The sequence below is a fragment of the Paenibacillus sp. 1SOY10 genome, assembly GCF_056836745.1.
Window position 1 is genome coordinate 47,498 of record NZ_JBXENK010000010.1, and the last position, 16,445, is coordinate 63,942.

General features: G+C 48.7%; 16 protein-coding genes. 10 read left to right on the forward strand and 6 right to left on the reverse strand.

What is annotated here, in order from left to right:
* Positions 1 to 167: 167 nt before the first annotated feature.
* The 9 genes from AC1VOR_RS19160 (at position 168) to AC1VOR_RS19200 (ending at position 10,927) form a co-directional block, all read left to right on the forward strand.
* Positions 168 to 1,748, forward strand: coding sequence for a type 2 periplasmic-binding domain-containing protein (locus AC1VOR_RS19160; protein WP_482620198.1), 1,581 nt, complete (start codon positions 168 to 170; stop codon positions 1,746 to 1,748).
* Between the two features lie 82 nt (positions 1,749 to 1,830).
* Positions 1,831 to 2,790, forward strand: a complete 960-nt coding sequence (locus AC1VOR_RS19165) for an ABC transporter permease (RefSeq protein ID WP_482620200.1) — start codon at positions 1,831 to 1,833, stop codon at positions 2,788 to 2,790.
* A gap of 15 nt (positions 2,791 to 2,805) precedes the next feature.
* Positions 2,806 to 3,681: a carbohydrate ABC transporter permease gene (locus tag AC1VOR_RS19170; protein ID WP_482620202.1), complete on the forward strand. Its 876-nt coding sequence runs from the start codon at positions 2,806 to 2,808 to the stop codon at positions 3,679 to 3,681.
* Positions 3,682 to 3,716: 35 nt separating this feature from the next.
* Positions 3,717 to 4,844 (forward strand): sialidase family protein, encoded by a 1,128-nt coding sequence (locus tag AC1VOR_RS19175; protein WP_482620204.1) that lies wholly within the window; start codon positions 3,717 to 3,719, stop codon positions 4,842 to 4,844.
* Between the two features lie 81 nt (positions 4,845 to 4,925).
* Entirely contained in the window at positions 4,926 to 5,774 is an 849-nt protein-coding gene (locus tag AC1VOR_RS19180; RefSeq protein ID WP_482620206.1) for an AraC family transcriptional regulator, read from the forward strand.
* A gap of 16 nt (positions 5,775 to 5,790) precedes the next feature.
* Positions 5,791 to 6,747: a carbohydrate kinase family protein gene (locus AC1VOR_RS19185; RefSeq protein WP_482620207.1), complete on the forward strand. Its 957-nt coding sequence runs from the start codon at positions 5,791 to 5,793 to the stop codon at positions 6,745 to 6,747.
* Positions 6,748 to 6,760: 13 nt separating this feature from the next.
* A complete protein-coding gene (gtfA, locus tag AC1VOR_RS19190) occupies positions 6,761 to 8,230 on the forward strand; it encodes a sucrose phosphorylase (RefSeq protein WP_482620208.1) in 1,470 nt (489 codons plus the stop codon).
* 373 nt (positions 8,231 to 8,603) lie between these two features.
* Complete coding sequence (rbsK, locus tag AC1VOR_RS19195) at positions 8,604 to 9,521, forward strand: ribokinase (RefSeq protein WP_482620209.1); 918 nt, start codon at positions 8,604 to 8,606, stop codon at positions 9,519 to 9,521.
* 14 nt (positions 9,522 to 9,535) lie between these two features.
* Positions 9,536 to 10,927 (forward strand): aldehyde dehydrogenase, encoded by a 1,392-nt coding sequence (locus AC1VOR_RS19200; RefSeq protein WP_482620211.1) that lies wholly within the window; start codon positions 9,536 to 9,538, stop codon positions 10,925 to 10,927.
* 13 nt (positions 10,928 to 10,940) lie between these two features.
* On the opposite strand, the gene AC1VOR_RS19205 is transcribed toward AC1VOR_RS19200, so the two are convergent.
* Genes AC1VOR_RS19205 through AC1VOR_RS19220 form a run of 4 tightly spaced genes read right to left on the reverse strand, consistent with a single transcriptional unit; the run spans position 10,941 to position 13,633 of the window.
* Positions 10,941 to 12,017, reverse strand: a complete 1,077-nt coding sequence (locus tag AC1VOR_RS19205; protein ID WP_482620212.1) for an ankyrin repeat domain-containing protein — start codon at positions 12,015 to 12,017, stop codon at positions 10,941 to 10,943.
* 29 nt (positions 12,018 to 12,046) lie between these two features.
* Positions 12,047 to 12,793, reverse strand: coding sequence for a hypothetical protein (locus AC1VOR_RS19210; protein WP_482620214.1), 747 nt, complete (start codon positions 12,791 to 12,793; stop codon positions 12,047 to 12,049).
* A gap of 17 nt (positions 12,794 to 12,810) precedes the next feature.
* On the reverse strand, positions 12,811 to 13,047 hold the full coding sequence (locus tag AC1VOR_RS19215; protein WP_482620216.1) for a DUF6953 family protein: 237 nt from the start codon (positions 13,045 to 13,047) through the stop codon (positions 12,811 to 12,813).
* 19 nt (positions 13,048 to 13,066) lie between these two features.
* On the reverse strand, positions 13,067 to 13,633 hold the full coding sequence (locus tag AC1VOR_RS19220) for a TetR/AcrR family transcriptional regulator (protein WP_482620218.1): 567 nt from the start codon (positions 13,631 to 13,633) through the stop codon (positions 13,067 to 13,069).
* Between the two features lie 165 nt (positions 13,634 to 13,798).
* Between AC1VOR_RS19220 and AC1VOR_RS19225 the strand changes: the two genes are divergently transcribed.
* Positions 13,799 to 15,274, forward strand: coding sequence for a DHA2 family efflux MFS transporter permease subunit (locus AC1VOR_RS19225; RefSeq protein WP_482620220.1), 1,476 nt, complete (start codon positions 13,799 to 13,801; stop codon positions 15,272 to 15,274).
* A 9-nt stretch (positions 15,275 to 15,283) separates the two neighbouring features.
* Here the strand turns inward: AC1VOR_RS19225 and AC1VOR_RS19230 are convergent, their stop codons facing one another.
* Both AC1VOR_RS19230 and greA read right to left on the reverse strand, forming a co-directional pair.
* A complete protein-coding gene (locus AC1VOR_RS19230; protein WP_482620221.1) occupies positions 15,284 to 15,832 on the reverse strand; it encodes a cupin domain-containing protein in 549 nt (182 codons plus the stop codon).
* A 131-nt stretch (positions 15,833 to 15,963) separates the two neighbouring features.
* Positions 15,964 to 16,440: a transcription elongation factor GreA gene (gene greA / locus AC1VOR_RS19235; RefSeq protein ID WP_482620223.1), complete on the reverse strand. Its 477-nt coding sequence runs from the start codon at positions 16,438 to 16,440 to the stop codon at positions 15,964 to 15,966.
* Positions 16,441 to 16,445: the final 5 nt, after the last annotated feature.

Below are 16,445 nucleotides of genomic sequence, written 5' to 3' on the forward strand. Positions count from 1 at the left end.
ATTGCAAAATGCAACTGATTTAAAAATTAAATAGCACAAAAAAGGTTTTGTGCGCAAAATTCCATGAGGTATAGCTATTTTTGCATTAATAATATAATTAGGTCGTGAGATACTAATTATAGAAATACCTTCAATGCTTCAAATTACACTAAGAGGGGGAACACAAGTTGAGAAAAAAGAAAGCGTTTTATTTAGTCTTCGCAACCTTGCTTATGGTAGGCAGCATATTAACTGCCTGCTCGCCAAATGCTAACACGAACAAAGGGAACAACGGGAATGGTGGCAACACAGGAGGGAACACCAGCAGCAGCTTCTCTTATCTGATGCATGACAAGTTCATTAATTGGTTGAAAGAGGACAAGTGGTATCCATATGTGGAAGAGGCAACTGGCACCACCGTGGAATTTGTTCCAGGCGGGTCCAATGACGATGAATACTATGCTTCCGTAGACCAGAAGATCATCAGCCGTACCTTCCCTGATTCCGGTATCGTGTCGATCTCGCAAGCTACCGTATACGGTGCGCAAGGTGCATTTGTCGACTTGGCTCCTTATATCGAGGAATTTGGTCCCAACATCAAAGCCTATATTGAAGCGAACCCAACCTACAAAACACTGATTACCAATGAAGATGGACAAATCTTCGGCTTAGTCTCCGAAGCACCACGATTTGCCGACTTCATCTTCTATCGTGCCGATCACTTCAACAAGGCTGGAATTACAAATGTGCCTCAGACGATCGACGAGTTGACTGACGCCATGCGCAAATTGAAAGCGCATTACGGAGCAACTGATAAGAACTACTATCCGATGGTCGGCCGTGAAGGCTACATCCGCTTCCAAAGTGCATTCAATGCCGCCGCCAACTATGATGATGGTGTATCCAGAGGTATATATGGTAACGGTAAAACAGGTACCGACCTCTACTCCGAAGGGTACAAGAAAATGGTTGAATGGTACAAAACACTTTATGAAGAAGGCTTGATCGATCCGGAATGGGTAGCTGGCTCCGGTACTGAAGAGAGCTGGGAATCGAAGATGCTGACCGGACAAGGCACCCTCAGTTATGACTATCTGACACGTCCATCATGGTTCCTGGATAACGGTGGACCCGAGAATGATCCGGACTATACGATTGCCATTCTGCCTTATCTGAAGGACCTGAACGGAAATCCATCCGTACAGAACACAGAAACTCAGTACAACATTTTAAGAGCTATGGTTGTTAACGCCGACAGTGAAGACAAGGCAGAAACCATTATCAAGTTCCTGGATTACCTCTATTCCGAAGAAGGACAAACACTGGTATCCTGGGGCGTTGAAGGGGAAAGCTATAAGGAAGAACGTGGAGAGAAGCAATACATCGTGGACTTCTCCGAACAGGAAGCAACACCTGCTGGCGAACCACGCTGGTCTTTCCTGAACGACCGTCTCACCTTTGCCAAACCTATGGATAACGATGCATTCTACTCCTGGAATACGGAGCTGGTACGCAAAGCAGCTCATGAGTTGTTCACAGATGAGAATCTGAAGACTGGCGTTCAAGTCACGTACACAGCAGATCAAGCTAAGAAATTAGCTGACCTGTCCTCCAAGGTAAATGAAGCTGTTAACGCTGGTGTGACTCAATTCGTAACTGGCAAACGTGCAATGACCGAATGGGATACATTCCTCGGTGAGATGGAAGCCGCAGGATACAAGGACATTGTAGCCATCCAACAAGAAGCTTACGACGCAATGTATAAATAAGCATCATCATCCGCGCCATCCTCTTCAGGGACGGCGCGGACCCTAATTAAGCTAATCTACAGATAAATGGGTGGTGGAGAAAGTGATAACAAGCGAAAGAATGACGAAGCTTCCTCGCAAATCATGGATGCAGCGTTTTCTCTCCTATATGAATACTAACAAGCTACTGCTGCTCATGCTGTTGCCTGGTCTGATCAGCTTGGTATTGTTCAAGCTAGCTCCGCTGGGTGGCATGATTATCGCTTTTCAAGATTTCAGCGCTTTCCGCGGTGTACTGGGCAGTCCTTTTGTGGGCCTTGAACACTTCATGCATATCTTCGAGGACCCTTATATTTGGACCCTCGTCAAAAACACGATTATTCTCGCGTTCTATTCCTTGCTATTCACGTTCCCCATTCCGATTCTGTTCGCTTTACTGCTGAACGAGGTACGGGTCCGCTGGATCAAGGGTAGCGTACAATCGCTAAGCTTCTTACCTTATTTCATCTCTTCGGCGGTTATGGTCAGCATTCTGTATACGCTGCTCTCGCCATCAACTGGTCTTGTGAACGATATTCTGGGCCGACTGGGCCTGGATACGATCTACTTTATGGCTGAACCCGGATGGTTCCGCAGCAACTATGTATTACTTCAGGTATGGCAAACCTTCGGCTATTCAGCAATTGTGTATATTGCTGGCATGGCAGCGATTGATCCAGCCGTCTATGAATCAGCTTCATTGGATGGCGCTAGCCGCTTCCAGCAAATGCTTCACATCACGTTGCCTTCCCTGAAGCCAACGATTGCTATCATGCTGATTATCAGCGTGGGTAACATTTTCACGGTCGATCTGGACCGAATCTTGCTGATGTACAACCAAAGTGTCTACGAGACGGCCGACGTCATTCAGACTTATGTATACCGCCTGGCCTTTGCCAGCACGGGATTCCCGGAATACAGTTACGGCACGGCAGTGAACTTGCTGAAATCCGTTGTCGCCTATGTTCTGGTTGTTGGCACCAACAAGTTGTCCACTAAATATTCCGATACGCGACTATTCTGAGAAAGGAGTGGGATGATGAGCACAAAAAAAATCAGCCTGTTCGACATCTTTAACAACCTATTTCTACTATTGATTGCTCTTATCTGCACGTACCCTTTCCTGTATATATTCTTTCTTTCCATCAGTGATGGAAGAAGCATCGCCGCAGGGGATGTAGTATTCTTCCCGAAGAACCCCAACCTGGAAGCCTATCAATATGTTCTGACGAATTCCAACCTCGGCATTTTCAAGGGGCTGCTGAATTCAGGAATTTATACGGCTCTCGGCACCGTGGTCGCCCTGCTGCTGACGTATATGACAGCTTATGTGTTATCCCGCAAACAGATTAAAGGCCGCTATATCATTATGAGCCTGTTCGTATTTACCTGGGTATTTGAAGCGGGGATTATCCCAGCCTACGTCGTTCTGAACAAACTGGGCTTTGTCGACAACTGGCTGGTGATGATTATTCCCAATGCGATTAACGTACAGTTCCTGATTATTACGAAAACCTTCTTGGATGGTCTTCCACCTGAGCTTGAGGAAGCAGCCAAAATTGACGGAGCTAACGATTTCCAGATTATGAGTCAGGTCTATCTGGCCATCTCCAAGCCGATCTTGGCTACCATCGGTGTCTTCTATGCCGTGTTCATCTGGAACCAATACTTGATGCCGCTTATTTACTTGCAAAATCCGGACTTGCAGACCATTCAGGTTATGCTGAAAAGGCTGGTTATCAGCTCGGGTGATTCCAATACCGCCTTCCGCACGATTATCCAGAACGGCATCATGCTGAATCCGGGCAACCTGAAGGCTGCGGCCATCTTCGTGGCCATGGTACCGATTGTGCTGATCTATCCGTTCGTACAGAAGTATTTCAAGAAGGGGATTCTACTTGGTTCTGTAAAGTAACATCCTACAAATATAGCTAACCGAAGGAGCGCGTTATGTTAAACAATCCAATGATCGAACTCAATGACCTTACTGAAGACGGCAAGCTGTATTTCAACCGCCGCCTTGGACTCGTGGAGTCCTTGCTGCCTTGCGATTTTGAAACAAGTCATGCCTGCGACCTGCAAGAGCTGCCTAATGGCGATTTGCTCTGTGTCTGGTTTGCCGGTTCCGATGAAGGCAACTCGGATGTCAGCATTGTGCTGTCCCGCCTCGCCGCCGGCTCCGATGCCTGGACTCCTGCAGTGAGAATCTCCGACGATAACGGCTTCAGTGAGCAGAACCCGTCCTTGTTCCTCCATCCGAACGGTGAACTGTGGGTGATGTACACGGCTCAGCGGGCCCGTACGGCGGATGAGCATCCCGAGTTCAACCTGCAATATACCTCCAAGATTTACCGCAAGGTATCCAAGGATAATGGACATACGTGGGGGCAGGCAGAAGTTATGTTCTCACGCGAGGGTTCGTTCTGCCGTCAGAAAATTCAAATTTTGTCCAGCGGAAGATGGATCTTCGAGAACTGGATTTGCTTCAACGATAATACTCGCAACGGCAGTGATATCACGGTTATGAATATCTCTGATGACGAAGGGGCCACTTGGCGAAGCGTCGAGGTGCCTGAGAGTCGTGGCCGCGTTCACTGTAATGTGATTGAGATGGAACCGGGCAAGCTGATCGGACTGTTCCGCAGCCGGGCAGCAGACAATATTTATTTTGCCAAATCTGATGATAATGGAGATACTTGGACAGAGCCGGTGCGCACCGAGCTACCGAACAACAACTCCAGCATTTCGGCCATTAAGCTTGCGAGCGGGAATCTCGCCATCATCTATAACGATTTACGCTTCAACGACAAGCCGGATATTACCGTCTGGCCGTTCGAACGCTGTCCGGTTACTGTGGCCATCTCCGAGGATGAGGGCAGAACCTGGCCATACCGCCGCCATGTCGAGACAGGCGAAGGCTTCAGCGGCCACAAGAACCTGATTCGCAACCGCCGATACGAATACCCTTGCATTATGCAAGCTGCGGACGGAAGCATTCATGCGGCTTATTCCTTCGGCAACCGTCGCACGATGAAATTTCTCTCCTTCACAGAGCAATGGGTGACTGGCGCCGAATAGGCCAGGCCCTTGCTCCGCCCCTTATGGGGCTTTCTTTGAAATCATTAACATTACGGCAACTCTCTGGGGGGTGAAGCAGGGATGGAAGAGCATATCGTACAGCATTTTCACTCACCAACCAAAACACAAATGGAACAGTCTCCCTACATTACTTGGGCAGGACACCGAAAATGCGGCAAAGATCATGTCGTAGGTCCACGCGTCCTGGAGAATTACAAGATGGTGTTTGTCATCAGCGGCAAAGGCTATTTAACGCAGGGTGATCATGTTAACAAAATAATGAGCCAGGGAGACATGTTCATGCTGATTCCCCGGGAGAAGCACTTCTACTATGCCGATCCCGAGGACCCTTGGGAGATCATGTGGGTCTCCTTCAACGGGAAGCATATTCCCTATTATTTGAGCCTGATGGGACTGGATATAAATCACTGTTGCCTAACAGGAATTACTACGCATACTATCATCAATAAAATGCTGCTGCTGATTCAGGAGCTTCCCGAGTCGCAAGACGGGCAACTGCTGTGCATCAGCTATTTACTGCATATCTTCCACCTGGTGGAGCAAGGTACCAAGCATTATGGCGAAGCTGGCATGCGGACCGGGTCTGAAAGTGTGGTGCAGCAAGCCGTTCTGTTCATTGAGCAAAATTATTACATGCATATTGATGTCGATATGCTGTGCAAGCACGTTAACTACAGCCGCTCCTACCTGTCCCGTTACTTCAAGCGAATTACCGGGATGTCTATCCCGGAATATATCGGGAAGATTCGCATTCAGAACGCCAAGGTGCTGCTGCAGGAGACAGACCTTAACATTCAGGAGATTTCGGCTTCCGTGGGCATATCGGATTCCCTCTACTTCTCCAAGCTATTTAAGAATGTGACGGGAATCTCTCCTATGTCTTATAAGAAAAACAATCAGGGGCTTTGACTAAGGAGGAATACCCATGTTTGATTTTGAACATAGTGTGGAATTTAAAGAGAAGGATCTCGATCTGCTAACGGTTGGTGAATTGCTGGTGGACATGATATCCGGCGATTACGGGGATACCTTGGAGAACGGAACGTATCATCGATATTTCGGCGGATCACCCGCGAATATTGCCATGAATACTAAGAAGTTGGGCATCCGTCCGCTTGTAGCCTCTGCCGTAGGTGAAGATGGGCTGGGACAATTTCTGGTCGAGCATTTGAATAGAGCCGAGATGGATACAAGCTGTGTGCAACGGGTGAGTGAATCCACTAGCCTGGTCGTCGTGAATAAGAGCCAATCTACGCCCATCCCGATCTTCTACCGGGGAGCCGACTACCGCTTGGGCTTCACCGAGGAACTACGTGCTGCGCTGCATCGGACGAAGATCGTTCACTTCTCCTGCTGGCCCTTATCCAGACAGCCCGTAAGGTCGGCCGTAGAGCAAGTGATTCAGGAAGCACGTCAGAACGGAACGCTCGTCTGCTTCGATCCCAATTATCATCCTGCCCTATGGGAAGAGGGTGAAGATGGGGTACAATATTTGAAGACCATTCTTCCCCTTGTCGATATTGCCAAGCCTTCGGAAGATGATGCCGAGCGGTTGTTCGGGAAGGACACCCCGGAGAATCAGCTTCAGAAGTTCCTCGACCTGGGCGTGAAGCTGGTCATTCTGACCTTGGGCAAGGACGGCGCGCTTGTCTCCAATGGACAAGAGACCTTGCAATTCGATACGCTGGCTACAGAGGTCACCGATACAACAGGGGCTGGGGATGCCTACTGGTCCGGATTCTATGCCGCTCTCGTGAAGGGGTATCCGGTAGGTAAAGCCCTTGAATTCGGGCTGGCCGTCAGCGCGTACAAGCTGCAATATACAGGGGCCGTCGTCGATTTACCGCTACTTGAGACGTTCAAGACGAAGTACCAACTCTAGGAGGACAAGCAGCATGACGATTCACAATCAAGTGCAACTGATTACGTATCCCGATTCACTGGGTGGAAGCTTGCAAACCTTAAACCAGGTGCTGAATGAGCATTTTTCAGATATTTTCAAGGGCGGCATTCATATCCTCCCTCCATTTCCTTCTTCGGGAGACCGGGGATTTGCCCCACTTACGTATTTTGAGATTGAGCCTACCTTCGGCTCCTGGGAAGATGTAAGAGCCATTGGTGAGAAGCATGATATCCTGCTGGATGTGATGGTCAATCATATTTCGCGGCAGTCCGCGTATTTTCAGGATTTTCTGAAACAAGGCAGACGTTCACCTTATGCGGATTTGTTCCTCACGCTAGACAAAGTCTGGGCCGATGGACAACCCGTTCAAGCGGATATTGATAAAATGTTCCTGCGTCGCCCTCGTCCCTACTCCACCTTCACCATTGAAGAGACGGGCGAAGAAGAAAAAGTATGGACGACGTTCGGCAAAACCGATCCATCCGAACAAATTGACCTTGATATTCATTCAGAGCAGGTCAAGCGTCTGCTAACCGATATCTTCGAGAACTTCCGCAAGAATCACGTGAAGATTGTGCGGCTGGATGCGGTAGGCTATATCATTAAGAAGCTTGGGACAAGCTGCTTCTTCGTGGAGCCCGACATCTATGAGTTCCTGGACTGGATCAAGGAACTCGCCGATTCACTGGACATTGAACTATTGCCAGAGGTTCATTCCCACTACAGCATCCAATATAAGCTGGCTGAGCATGGCTTCTGGATTTATGACTTCATTCTGCCCTACCGTATTCTGGATACGCTCCTGAATAAAAATGCGGATGCGCTGAAGGATTACCTAACCACGCGCCCAGCCAAGCAGTTCACCATGCTGGATTGCCATGATGGCATTCCGGTGAAGCCCGACCTGGACGGAATGATCGACACCAAGGAAGCGCGTAAGCTGGTCGATACCTGCCTTGAGCGTGGGGCTAATCTCAGTCTTATCGTGTCTGACGAGCATAAGGATGAGGATGGATTTGATGTGCATCAGATTCGCTGTTCTTACTATTCTGTGCTGAATAACGATGACGACGCTTATCTGGCGGCCCGTGCGATCCAGTTCTTTACCCCAGGTATTCCGCAGGTCTATTATGTCGGACTGTTGTTCGGAGAGAACGATGAAGAGGAAGTACGCCGTACGGGCGAAGGCCGGGAGATCAACCGCCATAACTACAGTATGGACGAGATCAAGCAGGCCGTAGGCCACACTGCCGTTCAGCGCCTACTCGCGCTAATCCGTTTCCGCAATGAGTATGCGGCCTTTGGCGGCGAGTTCCGTGTATTGGAATCAGCCAGCCATGAGGTCCGGCTAGAATGGACCCAAGGTGAGCTACGCTGCACCCTGTATATTGACCTGAACACAGTCCGCACGGTCATTGATTATGTAGATACAGAAGGAAAAGTGGCTCAGTTCGAAGTGTAACGACACCGATGAATAGATAAGACCCCGGAAATGAATGTTGAACTACAACGTTCCCGGGGTCTTGCTTTTGTGAAAATGATCGAATGGCTTTCGAGAAAAATGATTCTGAAGAAGCTCAAAGCTTTCTGTAAGAAAGCTGCACCCTTAAGCATCAACTTGTTCGCCTTTGGGAATGGATTTCTACCTTATAAGAATTTATTGAATAAAAGAAATCCATGAGGGGCAGCGATCGTAAGAACATTTTCTCGTCTGCTTCTTTGCGTTAAACATAAGTTCAACTTATATAGTCCGCGTTTGCCTTAACTCTGCCACACAGTTATTATAATTATGATTCTAGACGTTTTTTCACCATACATGATGAGGAGTTCCCTTTATGAAAAGTCCACGTATTGCCGTTGTCGGTAGTTTAAATCAAGATCTCGTCGTATCTTCTGGCCGGATGCCTTTACCGGGCGAGACGCTTACTGGCGAGTCTATTCACTATATTCCCGGGGGCAAAGGCGCCAACCAAGCGGTCGCCTGTGCCAGACTGGGCGCCCAGGTTGATATGATCGGTGCTGTGGGGGACGATACCTTCGGCCGCTCCATGTTAGCTGAATTGGAGCGGTTTGGTGTCTCTACAAGCAACGTCTCCCAGCTTACGGATACGCACACCGGTGTGGCATCCATTGTGCACACCCCCGAGGATAACAGCATTATTATCGTTCCCGGTGCCAATGGACAGGTATCGGCTGAACGGGTTGAGCAGTCTGCAGAGGCCATTCGCCAAGCCGATGTTCTGCTGGTTCAATTGGAAATCCCGCTGGACGGCGTCGAAGCCGCTCTACGGATTGCACATGAGGCTGGTGTGCCTACCATCCTTAATCCCGCACCTGCCCGCGAGCTGACACCTCACATTTTAGCATTAGCTGACTACTTTACGCCCAACGAGACCGAGTTCGCCTTCTATAGCTATTCACTTCAACAGCAAGCATCCCATGTGGAATCGGATTGGCAAGCTGCGTTAAATGAATGGAGCCGTCACTACAGCCATAAAGTAATTTTGACCCGGGGGCGTGAAGGTGCTTCTTATCTTCAGGATGGCCAGCCCATGACAGTACCCGCACCAATCGTCAAGGCTGTCGATACCACCGGAGCTGGTGATTGCTTGAACGGAGCACTGGGCTTTGGCCTCGCCTCAGGGTGGAGCCTGGAGCAGTCTCTCGCCTTCGCCGTACGAGCCGCTTCGCTGTCCGTCATGAAATTTGGCGCTCAAGCGGGAATGCCTAGCCTTAAGGAAGTACAGTTGTAAGGGGGACGCAAGCAATGGAATCGTGGACACAAGCGCAGATTGAAGACATCCTTCGGGAGCATCGCCAGACCTTCCACAGCGGCTGCACACGTAGCGCAACATTTCGTCTGGAGCAGTTTGAGAAGCTGTCTGGGGCAATCCGGCAGCATGAGCAGGAACTATTATCGGCTCTGTATCAGGATCTCCATAAGAGCGAATTTGAGGCCTACGCTACAGAGATTGGCTACACCCTGGACAGCATACGCGGCGTAAGCAAGCATCTTAAGCGGTGGATGAAGCCAAAGAAAGTCAGAACACCCCTGTATCATGGACTTGCCAAGAGCTATATGCACAAGGAACCTTATGGCACCGTTCTAATTATTGGCCCCTTTAACTATCCGTTCCAGCTATTGATTGAACCGCTGATTGGAGCTATTGCGGCCGGGAACACCGCTGTTCTGAAGCCTTCGGAGAATACCCCGGCGGTCACAGCGGTCATCAAGAAGCTGATCGAGAGCACCTTCGATAAGTCGTATATCCGTGTCATTGAAGGCGAGAAGGAGACCACTTCGGCACTGATTCATTCTCCCTTTGACTACATTTTCTTCACAGGAAGTGTGCCTGTAGGCAAGATTGTGATGGAGGCGGCCGCCAAGAACCTCATCCCCGTCACGCTTGAACTGGGAGGCAAGAGCCCGGCTATTGTGGATCGAACGGCCAATCTGGAGGTTGCTGCCAAACGGATTATCTGGGGAAAGATGTTGAATGCAGGCCAGACTTGTATTGCTCCGGACTATGTATTGGCTCATGAGGAAGTTCAAGAGCCGTTGCTTGAGAAGATGAAGTTGGTCCTCGCCGATTTTTTCGGAACCGATGCCAGGTTGAGCAGCGACTATGGACGAATCGTTAATGAACGTCAGTTCGATCGGCTAGCAGGCATCTTGCAAGCGGATCAGGCCAAAGTGCGAGTTGGGGGTCACGCCCTCAAGAAGGAGCTCTACATTGAGCCAACGCTACTCGCCCCTGCCTCTTGGTCAGATGCTGCCATGCAGGATGAGCTTTTTGGACCTATTCTGCCGATTGTGAGCTATCGTAGGCTGAATGAAGCCATTGAAAAGGTGAATTTTCGGCCAAAGCCGCTTGCGCTCTATCTGTTCACAGAGGATTCCGTGGTTGAACAGGAAGTGCTCAGTCGCATCTCCTTTGGCGGGGGCTGCGTGAATGATACGATCAGCCATGTGGCCAACCCTGAGTTGCCCTTTGGTGGAGTAGGCCATGCCGGCATCGGTGCCTATCATGGCAAACACAGCTTCGAGCTGTTCTCCCACACGAAGAGTGTGCTGCGCAAAAGTACAAGGCTTGACATCCCGTTCTTGTTCCCGCCTTATGGCGACAAGGTGAAGTGGGTCCGTAAAATCATGCGATAATAGGGACTATTTCTTATAGCTCTCCCTCAAGGAACCTAATCAGGTAGGAGTCTGGCTCGGCAAGGAAGTCTATAAAGCTACACAGGTCAGCGTAAGTCTGGTGCTCCACGTCATAACAGCCCACCCGCTTGGACTTTGGATTCCAGACAAGCTGTAGGTCGGAGTAATTATCGATATCGGCCGATAGCCGTAGCAGCTTCTGCCTGCCCACTTTCATTTCAACCGTGTCGATCCAGGTCAGGAAGTCGATATAGCGAATTTCATAGTCATTTTGTGCCAACTCAAGCCGCAGCGTATCCCCGCTAAGAAAGCCGACCAGTTCCATGGGTAATTTGTATTTTTTAAGCGCAAGCTTCTTATTCTCCGCACTATGAAAGTCTGCGGGTTCCAGCGATTTTAAATACTCAGCCATCTCGATATGTTTATTGGCTACCGCAATCGTGTAAGGCCGGTCGCCGTCCTTCTCCGCTATCGTCACGTCCGCACCGCGTTCTACCAGAAATTTGACCATGTTCATATTCCCCATCCGGGCAGCTACGGTTAACGGAGTTGCTTGATAAGGATAGACCATATCCGGCCGATTATAGTCAATGTCCACGCCTTGATCGAGTAAGTACGTGAGTGTCTTCAGATCATGATCAGATACGGCCTGACGTAATACTGGACCGCCATGCTGCTTGATATCCAACCCCAGTTCCTGAATCAACGGAATATTGCCTTTGTTACCGTAGTAGGCCTGCGAATAGGCTCCCGAGCCCGTCTGGTTCGACTTGTCCAACTCGGCTCCATGCGTTACCAGGTAGCGTATGAGGTCTTCCTTACCGTACCGGACAGCTGATAAGAAGGCCGGGTTATGAGGAACGTTCAAATTGACGCCGTGCTCAACCAATAGCTTGATAACTTTCATTTGCTGTGACACGATCGCCAGATCGAGCGGACTTAGCGTAATGTGCTTGCTCAGAACGATCCCCTCTTCTATATCCCAGCCCGCTGCCAGAGCCTCTTGCAATGCTTGGATATTTCCTTGGTTAATATGCATGGCAATGTCCGGCAGCTCGGCAAACTTTCCGATATCCTTCAGAACGATCATTGTACCCCTCCACTCTTCTGTTCCCATTCTTAAGCCATGATTTTGCAGCCTTTGGATACAAGCCATTGATGCATAACGTGAAATGCCTGCTCCATATCCGGCTCGTAGAAGACAGCTACTTCTTTCTTATAGGCATAGTTAAAACGTATATAGCCTTCCAGTTGTCGATAGAACAGGAGGCAAACATAGGGAGTCTCTATGGAAAAGTCGGGCGGATAAGCTGCTTGGCACTCCCCGGCCAATTCGGGTAGCGTAAGCTGGCCTTCCCCTGTCTGCAAATGCAAAAAGACATGACTCCGTGTGCCTGTCCACGGCTCATAATAAGCGCCTTCCTCCGGACTGCGTTCGTACACCTGGCGGTAGATATCATCAAGCACTAAGGAATACGTATCGTCGTCCCACGCCTTTTCTACAGCCTGTTCCTGTTCTATCGTAATTGTCTTAACCTGATCTGCATGACGAGGCAGCCAGAGCAGTCCCGCCCTGGGATGGACGGCCAGAAAGTCACCATCTACCGTGCTACCTATCGAGATACACTCGCTAATTTGCTGCTCTTGAATGGGACTATCCTCATCAAACTCCCATAACCCATAATCGGCGAAGGGCTTCAGTACCTCCGTATCAGGCAATTGGACATTCATCCAGCCTCTGTAGGTCCCTTCACCCCATCTCCGTACAAACTCAACGTAGCCTGGCGGGTACAGAGCCAAGTCCTCACTCGTGAGCAGTTGGCTCTGGCTCTCCGACAGCGATTGTGACCGAGATACGATATACATTCATCCAGCCTCCCAGCTTAGGTCCAAGCCCAAAAGAATCCGTCGCGGTCCCAGGCAATTCGGCCGCCATGCTGCTTGCGGAAAGCCTTCTTCACCTCTTTGGACAGTGAGGCATTTCCGTTCTCATTGATGTACACAAAGGATTCGCCAAAATGTACCTTCACATATTGGATCGCATCCGCCTGATATAACGTCCCTCGAAACCTGATTTCCTTGACCATCCATTCCGCTACTTCCTCCGCGGTTACTTCCATGGGTGTTGCTCCTCTCTGCTTATAAATATCTTCGTTTATATAACAAAGTTATTTGACTGGCTATGTACTCCGCACTATATTCGCTACCATCCTTAATCCACCACATCATAATTCCCATCAGGGACGATGTCATAACATCAATAGAGACTAATTGCTTGGTCGGTTGCTTGGTCGGGTCTGGCTTCCCCGCCATTCTCCGTTTTTCAATCGTATTCTTCAATAGGTTGGATAGGTGGCTTGCAAAGCTCTTATGCTCCACTATTACCGTAAAGACCTTCCGGTGCTCTTGGAAATAACTCAATAAGGTAGCAATATGTTCCGGTTCGTTGCTCCCTCCCATGTTTAATAATGGCTCAACTTTCTTAGACAGGTCATCAAAAATTTCATGCAGCAACTGGCGCAGTAAATCGTTAATATCTTCGTAGTGCAGGTAAAACGTTGCCCGATTCAACCCCGCACGACTGGTGATTTTTTGAACCGTTAATTGGGAAATCTCCACATGATCCGCCAATAATGAAAAAACGGCTTCCTTTAGCATCTTTTTTGTACGAATCGTGCGTGGATCTACCCTTTTTTGCGTATCCATGTTTATCCCTCTACATTCTTTATTGATATTTCATCAACGAATCCACTCATTCTGTCAATTAGTCGACAGTTTTAGGAAAATTGCAAATAGGATTAACGTTTTGGGGCTGATATAATTCATTTTATCGACACCGTGTTGAAAAAGCAATGAAGAGAGGCTCCGCTAATGCAAGAAGAAACGAAGGAAGTAAACAAAGGGATTCTACTAACCATCTTAATCCTGGGTTGTTTCTTATCCATGCTTAACCAAACGCTAATGAACGTGGCCTTAAGTAGCCTAATGGATATATTTGATGTTACAGCCACTACCGTTCAGTGGCTCTCAACAGGCTATATGCTGATTAACGGGATATTGATTCCCGTTACTGCCTATTTAATGCAACGTTTCACCACACGCCAATTATTTCTAAGTTCTATGTTATTTTTGTTAGCCGGGTCTATCATCTGTGCTGCAGCTCCCAGCTTTAGCGTACTCTTAGCCGGACGAATGATTCAGGCCGTGGGTGCCGGCATTATCATACCACTCCTGATGAGTGTTGTGCTCGCCATCTTCCCTGTGGAGAAACGCGGCGGTGCGATGGGGCTGCTTGGACTGGCTGTAATATTCGCCCCTGCCATCGGGCCGACCCTCTCGGGATTTATTGTGGAATATCATTCCTGGCGCTGGTTATTTATTGGCCTCATTCCTTTTGTCGTCATTGTTATCCTGCTGGCCTTCAAGTTCTTAGTGAACGTATCCGAAACTTCCAGATCCAAGCTTGATATGCTAAGTGTTCTCTTATCAACGGTGGGCTTCGGCTTGATTCTCTATGGCTTTAGTAATGCGGGGAGTAAGGGTTGGGGGAACGCCATGGTCATTGCTACCTTGGCCGTTGGAGCTCTTGTAACAGCCTTGTTCTGTATCCGTCAGCTCAAATCGCGTGACCCTTTGCTGAACCTGTCGGTTTTTAACCATAAAATCTTTACCTTAACGTCCCTGATTAATCTGCTAATTACCATGATGATGTACGCGGATATGATTCTATTGCCTATTTATCTACAGAAGGGCCGTGGCTTCACAGCATTGGAAGCCGGACTTCTACTTCTGCCAGGTGCGCTAGTGAATGCATTCATGTCACCCATCACTGGCAAATTATATGACCGATTCGGGGCAAAGCCGATATTTATCACAGGCTTACTGTTCATTATACCCGCCATGTGGGCCGTAACCGATTTATCGTCATCCACCACCTATATGTATCTGGTGATTCGAACCATCTTCCTCCGACTAGGCTTAAGCTTTATTACTATGCCGCTCAATACGGCTGGGCTTAATGCCTTACCGAAAGAGTTGGGTACGCATGGCACCGCAGTCAGTAATACCATACGGCAAATTGCCGGGGCCATCGGGACGGCTGTCGTCATTACAATTTATACTAATCAGGCGACAAGTCATGGGGCTTCTCTGATGCAAAATAACGCCTCAACTACGACCGAGCAGCTCACAGCCCTGGCATCCATCTTAGGGGCGAGCGACGCCTACTACTTCATGATGATTTTATCCATTGCCGCGCTTGCAATCACCTTATTTATACCGATGAAGCACAAAATTTCCGTGGAGCAACCAGCCAACTCAGCCAACAAGGAAGATTCCGTATTGTAGCCTCATAGATTACATCTGCTCTCCCGTATACTTTTCCAGGGCCATATAAGCTCCCTTTTTACGGGCACGTTTGACAATGACTGCAAAGAGATAGCGCTGAATCCAGAGGGGAATGCCCACAATCAGGGTGTTCTGTAGGGTTAAGACCAAGGCAGTATGAGCTAGTGAACGAGGATTACCCTTCTCATCCGTCAGCCCATCGTCCATAAGTCCGTAATGAATACGCACCGATTGCTCGAACTTGCTCGGCGGCGTAAGCCGAACACGGAATATGACGGGCTGCTCATGTTCATTGGTGAAGGTATGAGGTGTTTTGAGGGGAGCCATGCAGCGATCCCCCCTAAGTAATACATGCTCTGCTTTATTTAAGGTTACAGTGAGCGTACCTGTAAGGACTTCGAATTCCTCTTCAAACTGGTCATGAATATGAAGCGGCGGTCCCTTTCCGAACGGAGGCAACGCCACTTCAATTAATAAGTATTTCCCCTTCGTATCCCGTGCTGTTTCTAAAAACGTAATCTGTTCACCTGTGGCTTGATTGATAACAGTTTGTTTCATCCCTATTCGCCCCTCCATGGTTATTTCATGCCATTTGCTCTCCACATCATAGTAGAATCCCGGGAAATTGAGGTCCTACTAAAGTAGTAGCCAGCAAAAAAAGAGGGACTTATCTTATAAGAGGGCTAGAACTACCAACCCTTAATTTCCAACAGCTCGTATCGAATGATGCCCATCGGTGCATCTACGTTAATATTATCGCCGACGGCTTTACCCATCAGGACTTTACCAAGCGGGCTTTCATAAGAGATCTTACCGTTCACCACATCTGCTTCAGCAGGTCCAACAACTTGATACTCCAAGGTGTCGCCGAATTCGATATCTTTTAATACAATATTGGAGCCCACGTGAACTGTGCTTGAACTCGTATGAGTCGTATCTACAATCTGGGCATTGTTCAGCATTTTCTCCAAAATGATAATGCGTGTCTCCATAAAAGCCTGGTCGTCCTTGGCTGAATGGTACTCGCTATTCTCCTTCAAATCGCCATAGCTAATCGCCAGCTTGATACGCGCAGCTAGCTCTTTGCGCTTCACATATTTGAGGTCGTCGAGTTCCGCCTGTAATTTGTCAAATCCATCCTGTGTTAATATTACTTCTTCTGCCATGCCTT

What these genes read in the sequence shown, in the direction of transcription:
- AC1VOR_RS19175 (WP_482620204.1), top strand. Translation starts at nt 3,717, where the DNA reads ATGTTAAACAATCCAATGATCGAACTCAATGACCTTACTGAAGACGGC.
- AC1VOR_RS19200 (WP_482620211.1), top strand. Translation starts at nt 9,536, where the DNA reads ATGGAATCGTGGACACAAGCGCAGATTGAAGACATCCTTCGGGAGCAT.
- AC1VOR_RS19180 (WP_482620206.1), top strand. Translation starts at nt 4,926, where the DNA reads ATGGAAGAGCATATCGTACAGCATTTTCACTCACCAACCAAAACACAA.
- AC1VOR_RS19210 (WP_482620214.1), bottom strand. Translation starts at nt 12,793, where the DNA reads ATGTATATCGTATCTCGGTCACAATCGCTGTCGGAGAGCCAGAGCCAA.
- AC1VOR_RS19205 (WP_482620212.1), bottom strand. Translation starts at nt 12,017, where the DNA reads ATGATCGTTCTGAAGGATATCGGAAAGTTTGCCGAGCTGCCGGACATT.
- AC1VOR_RS19170 (WP_482620202.1), top strand. Translation starts at nt 2,806, where the DNA reads ATGAGCACAAAAAAAATCAGCCTGTTCGACATCTTTAACAACCTATTT.
- AC1VOR_RS19215 (WP_482620216.1), bottom strand. Translation starts at nt 13,047, where the DNA reads ATGGAAGTAACCGCGGAGGAAGTAGCGGAATGGATGGTCAAGGAAATC.
- AC1VOR_RS19225 (WP_482620220.1), top strand. Translation starts at nt 13,799, where the DNA reads ATGCAAGAAGAAACGAAGGAAGTAAACAAAGGGATTCTACTAACCATC.
- AC1VOR_RS19185 (WP_482620207.1), top strand. Translation starts at nt 5,791, where the DNA reads ATGTTTGATTTTGAACATAGTGTGGAATTTAAAGAGAAGGATCTCGAT.
- gtfA (WP_482620208.1), top strand. Translation starts at nt 6,761, where the DNA reads ATGACGATTCACAATCAAGTGCAACTGATTACGTATCCCGATTCACTG.
- AC1VOR_RS19230 (WP_482620221.1), bottom strand. Translation starts at nt 15,832, where the DNA reads ATGAAACAAACTGTTATCAATCAAGCCACAGGTGAACAGATTACGTTT.
- AC1VOR_RS19220 (WP_482620218.1), bottom strand. Translation starts at nt 13,633, where the DNA reads ATGGATACGCAAAAAAGGGTAGATCCACGCACGATTCGTACAAAAAAG.
- greA (WP_482620223.1), bottom strand. Translation starts at nt 16,440, where the DNA reads ATGGCAGAAGAAGTAATATTAACACAGGATGGATTTGACAAATTACAG.
- rbsK (WP_482620209.1), top strand. Translation starts at nt 8,604, where the DNA reads ATGAAAAGTCCACGTATTGCCGTTGTCGGTAGTTTAAATCAAGATCTC.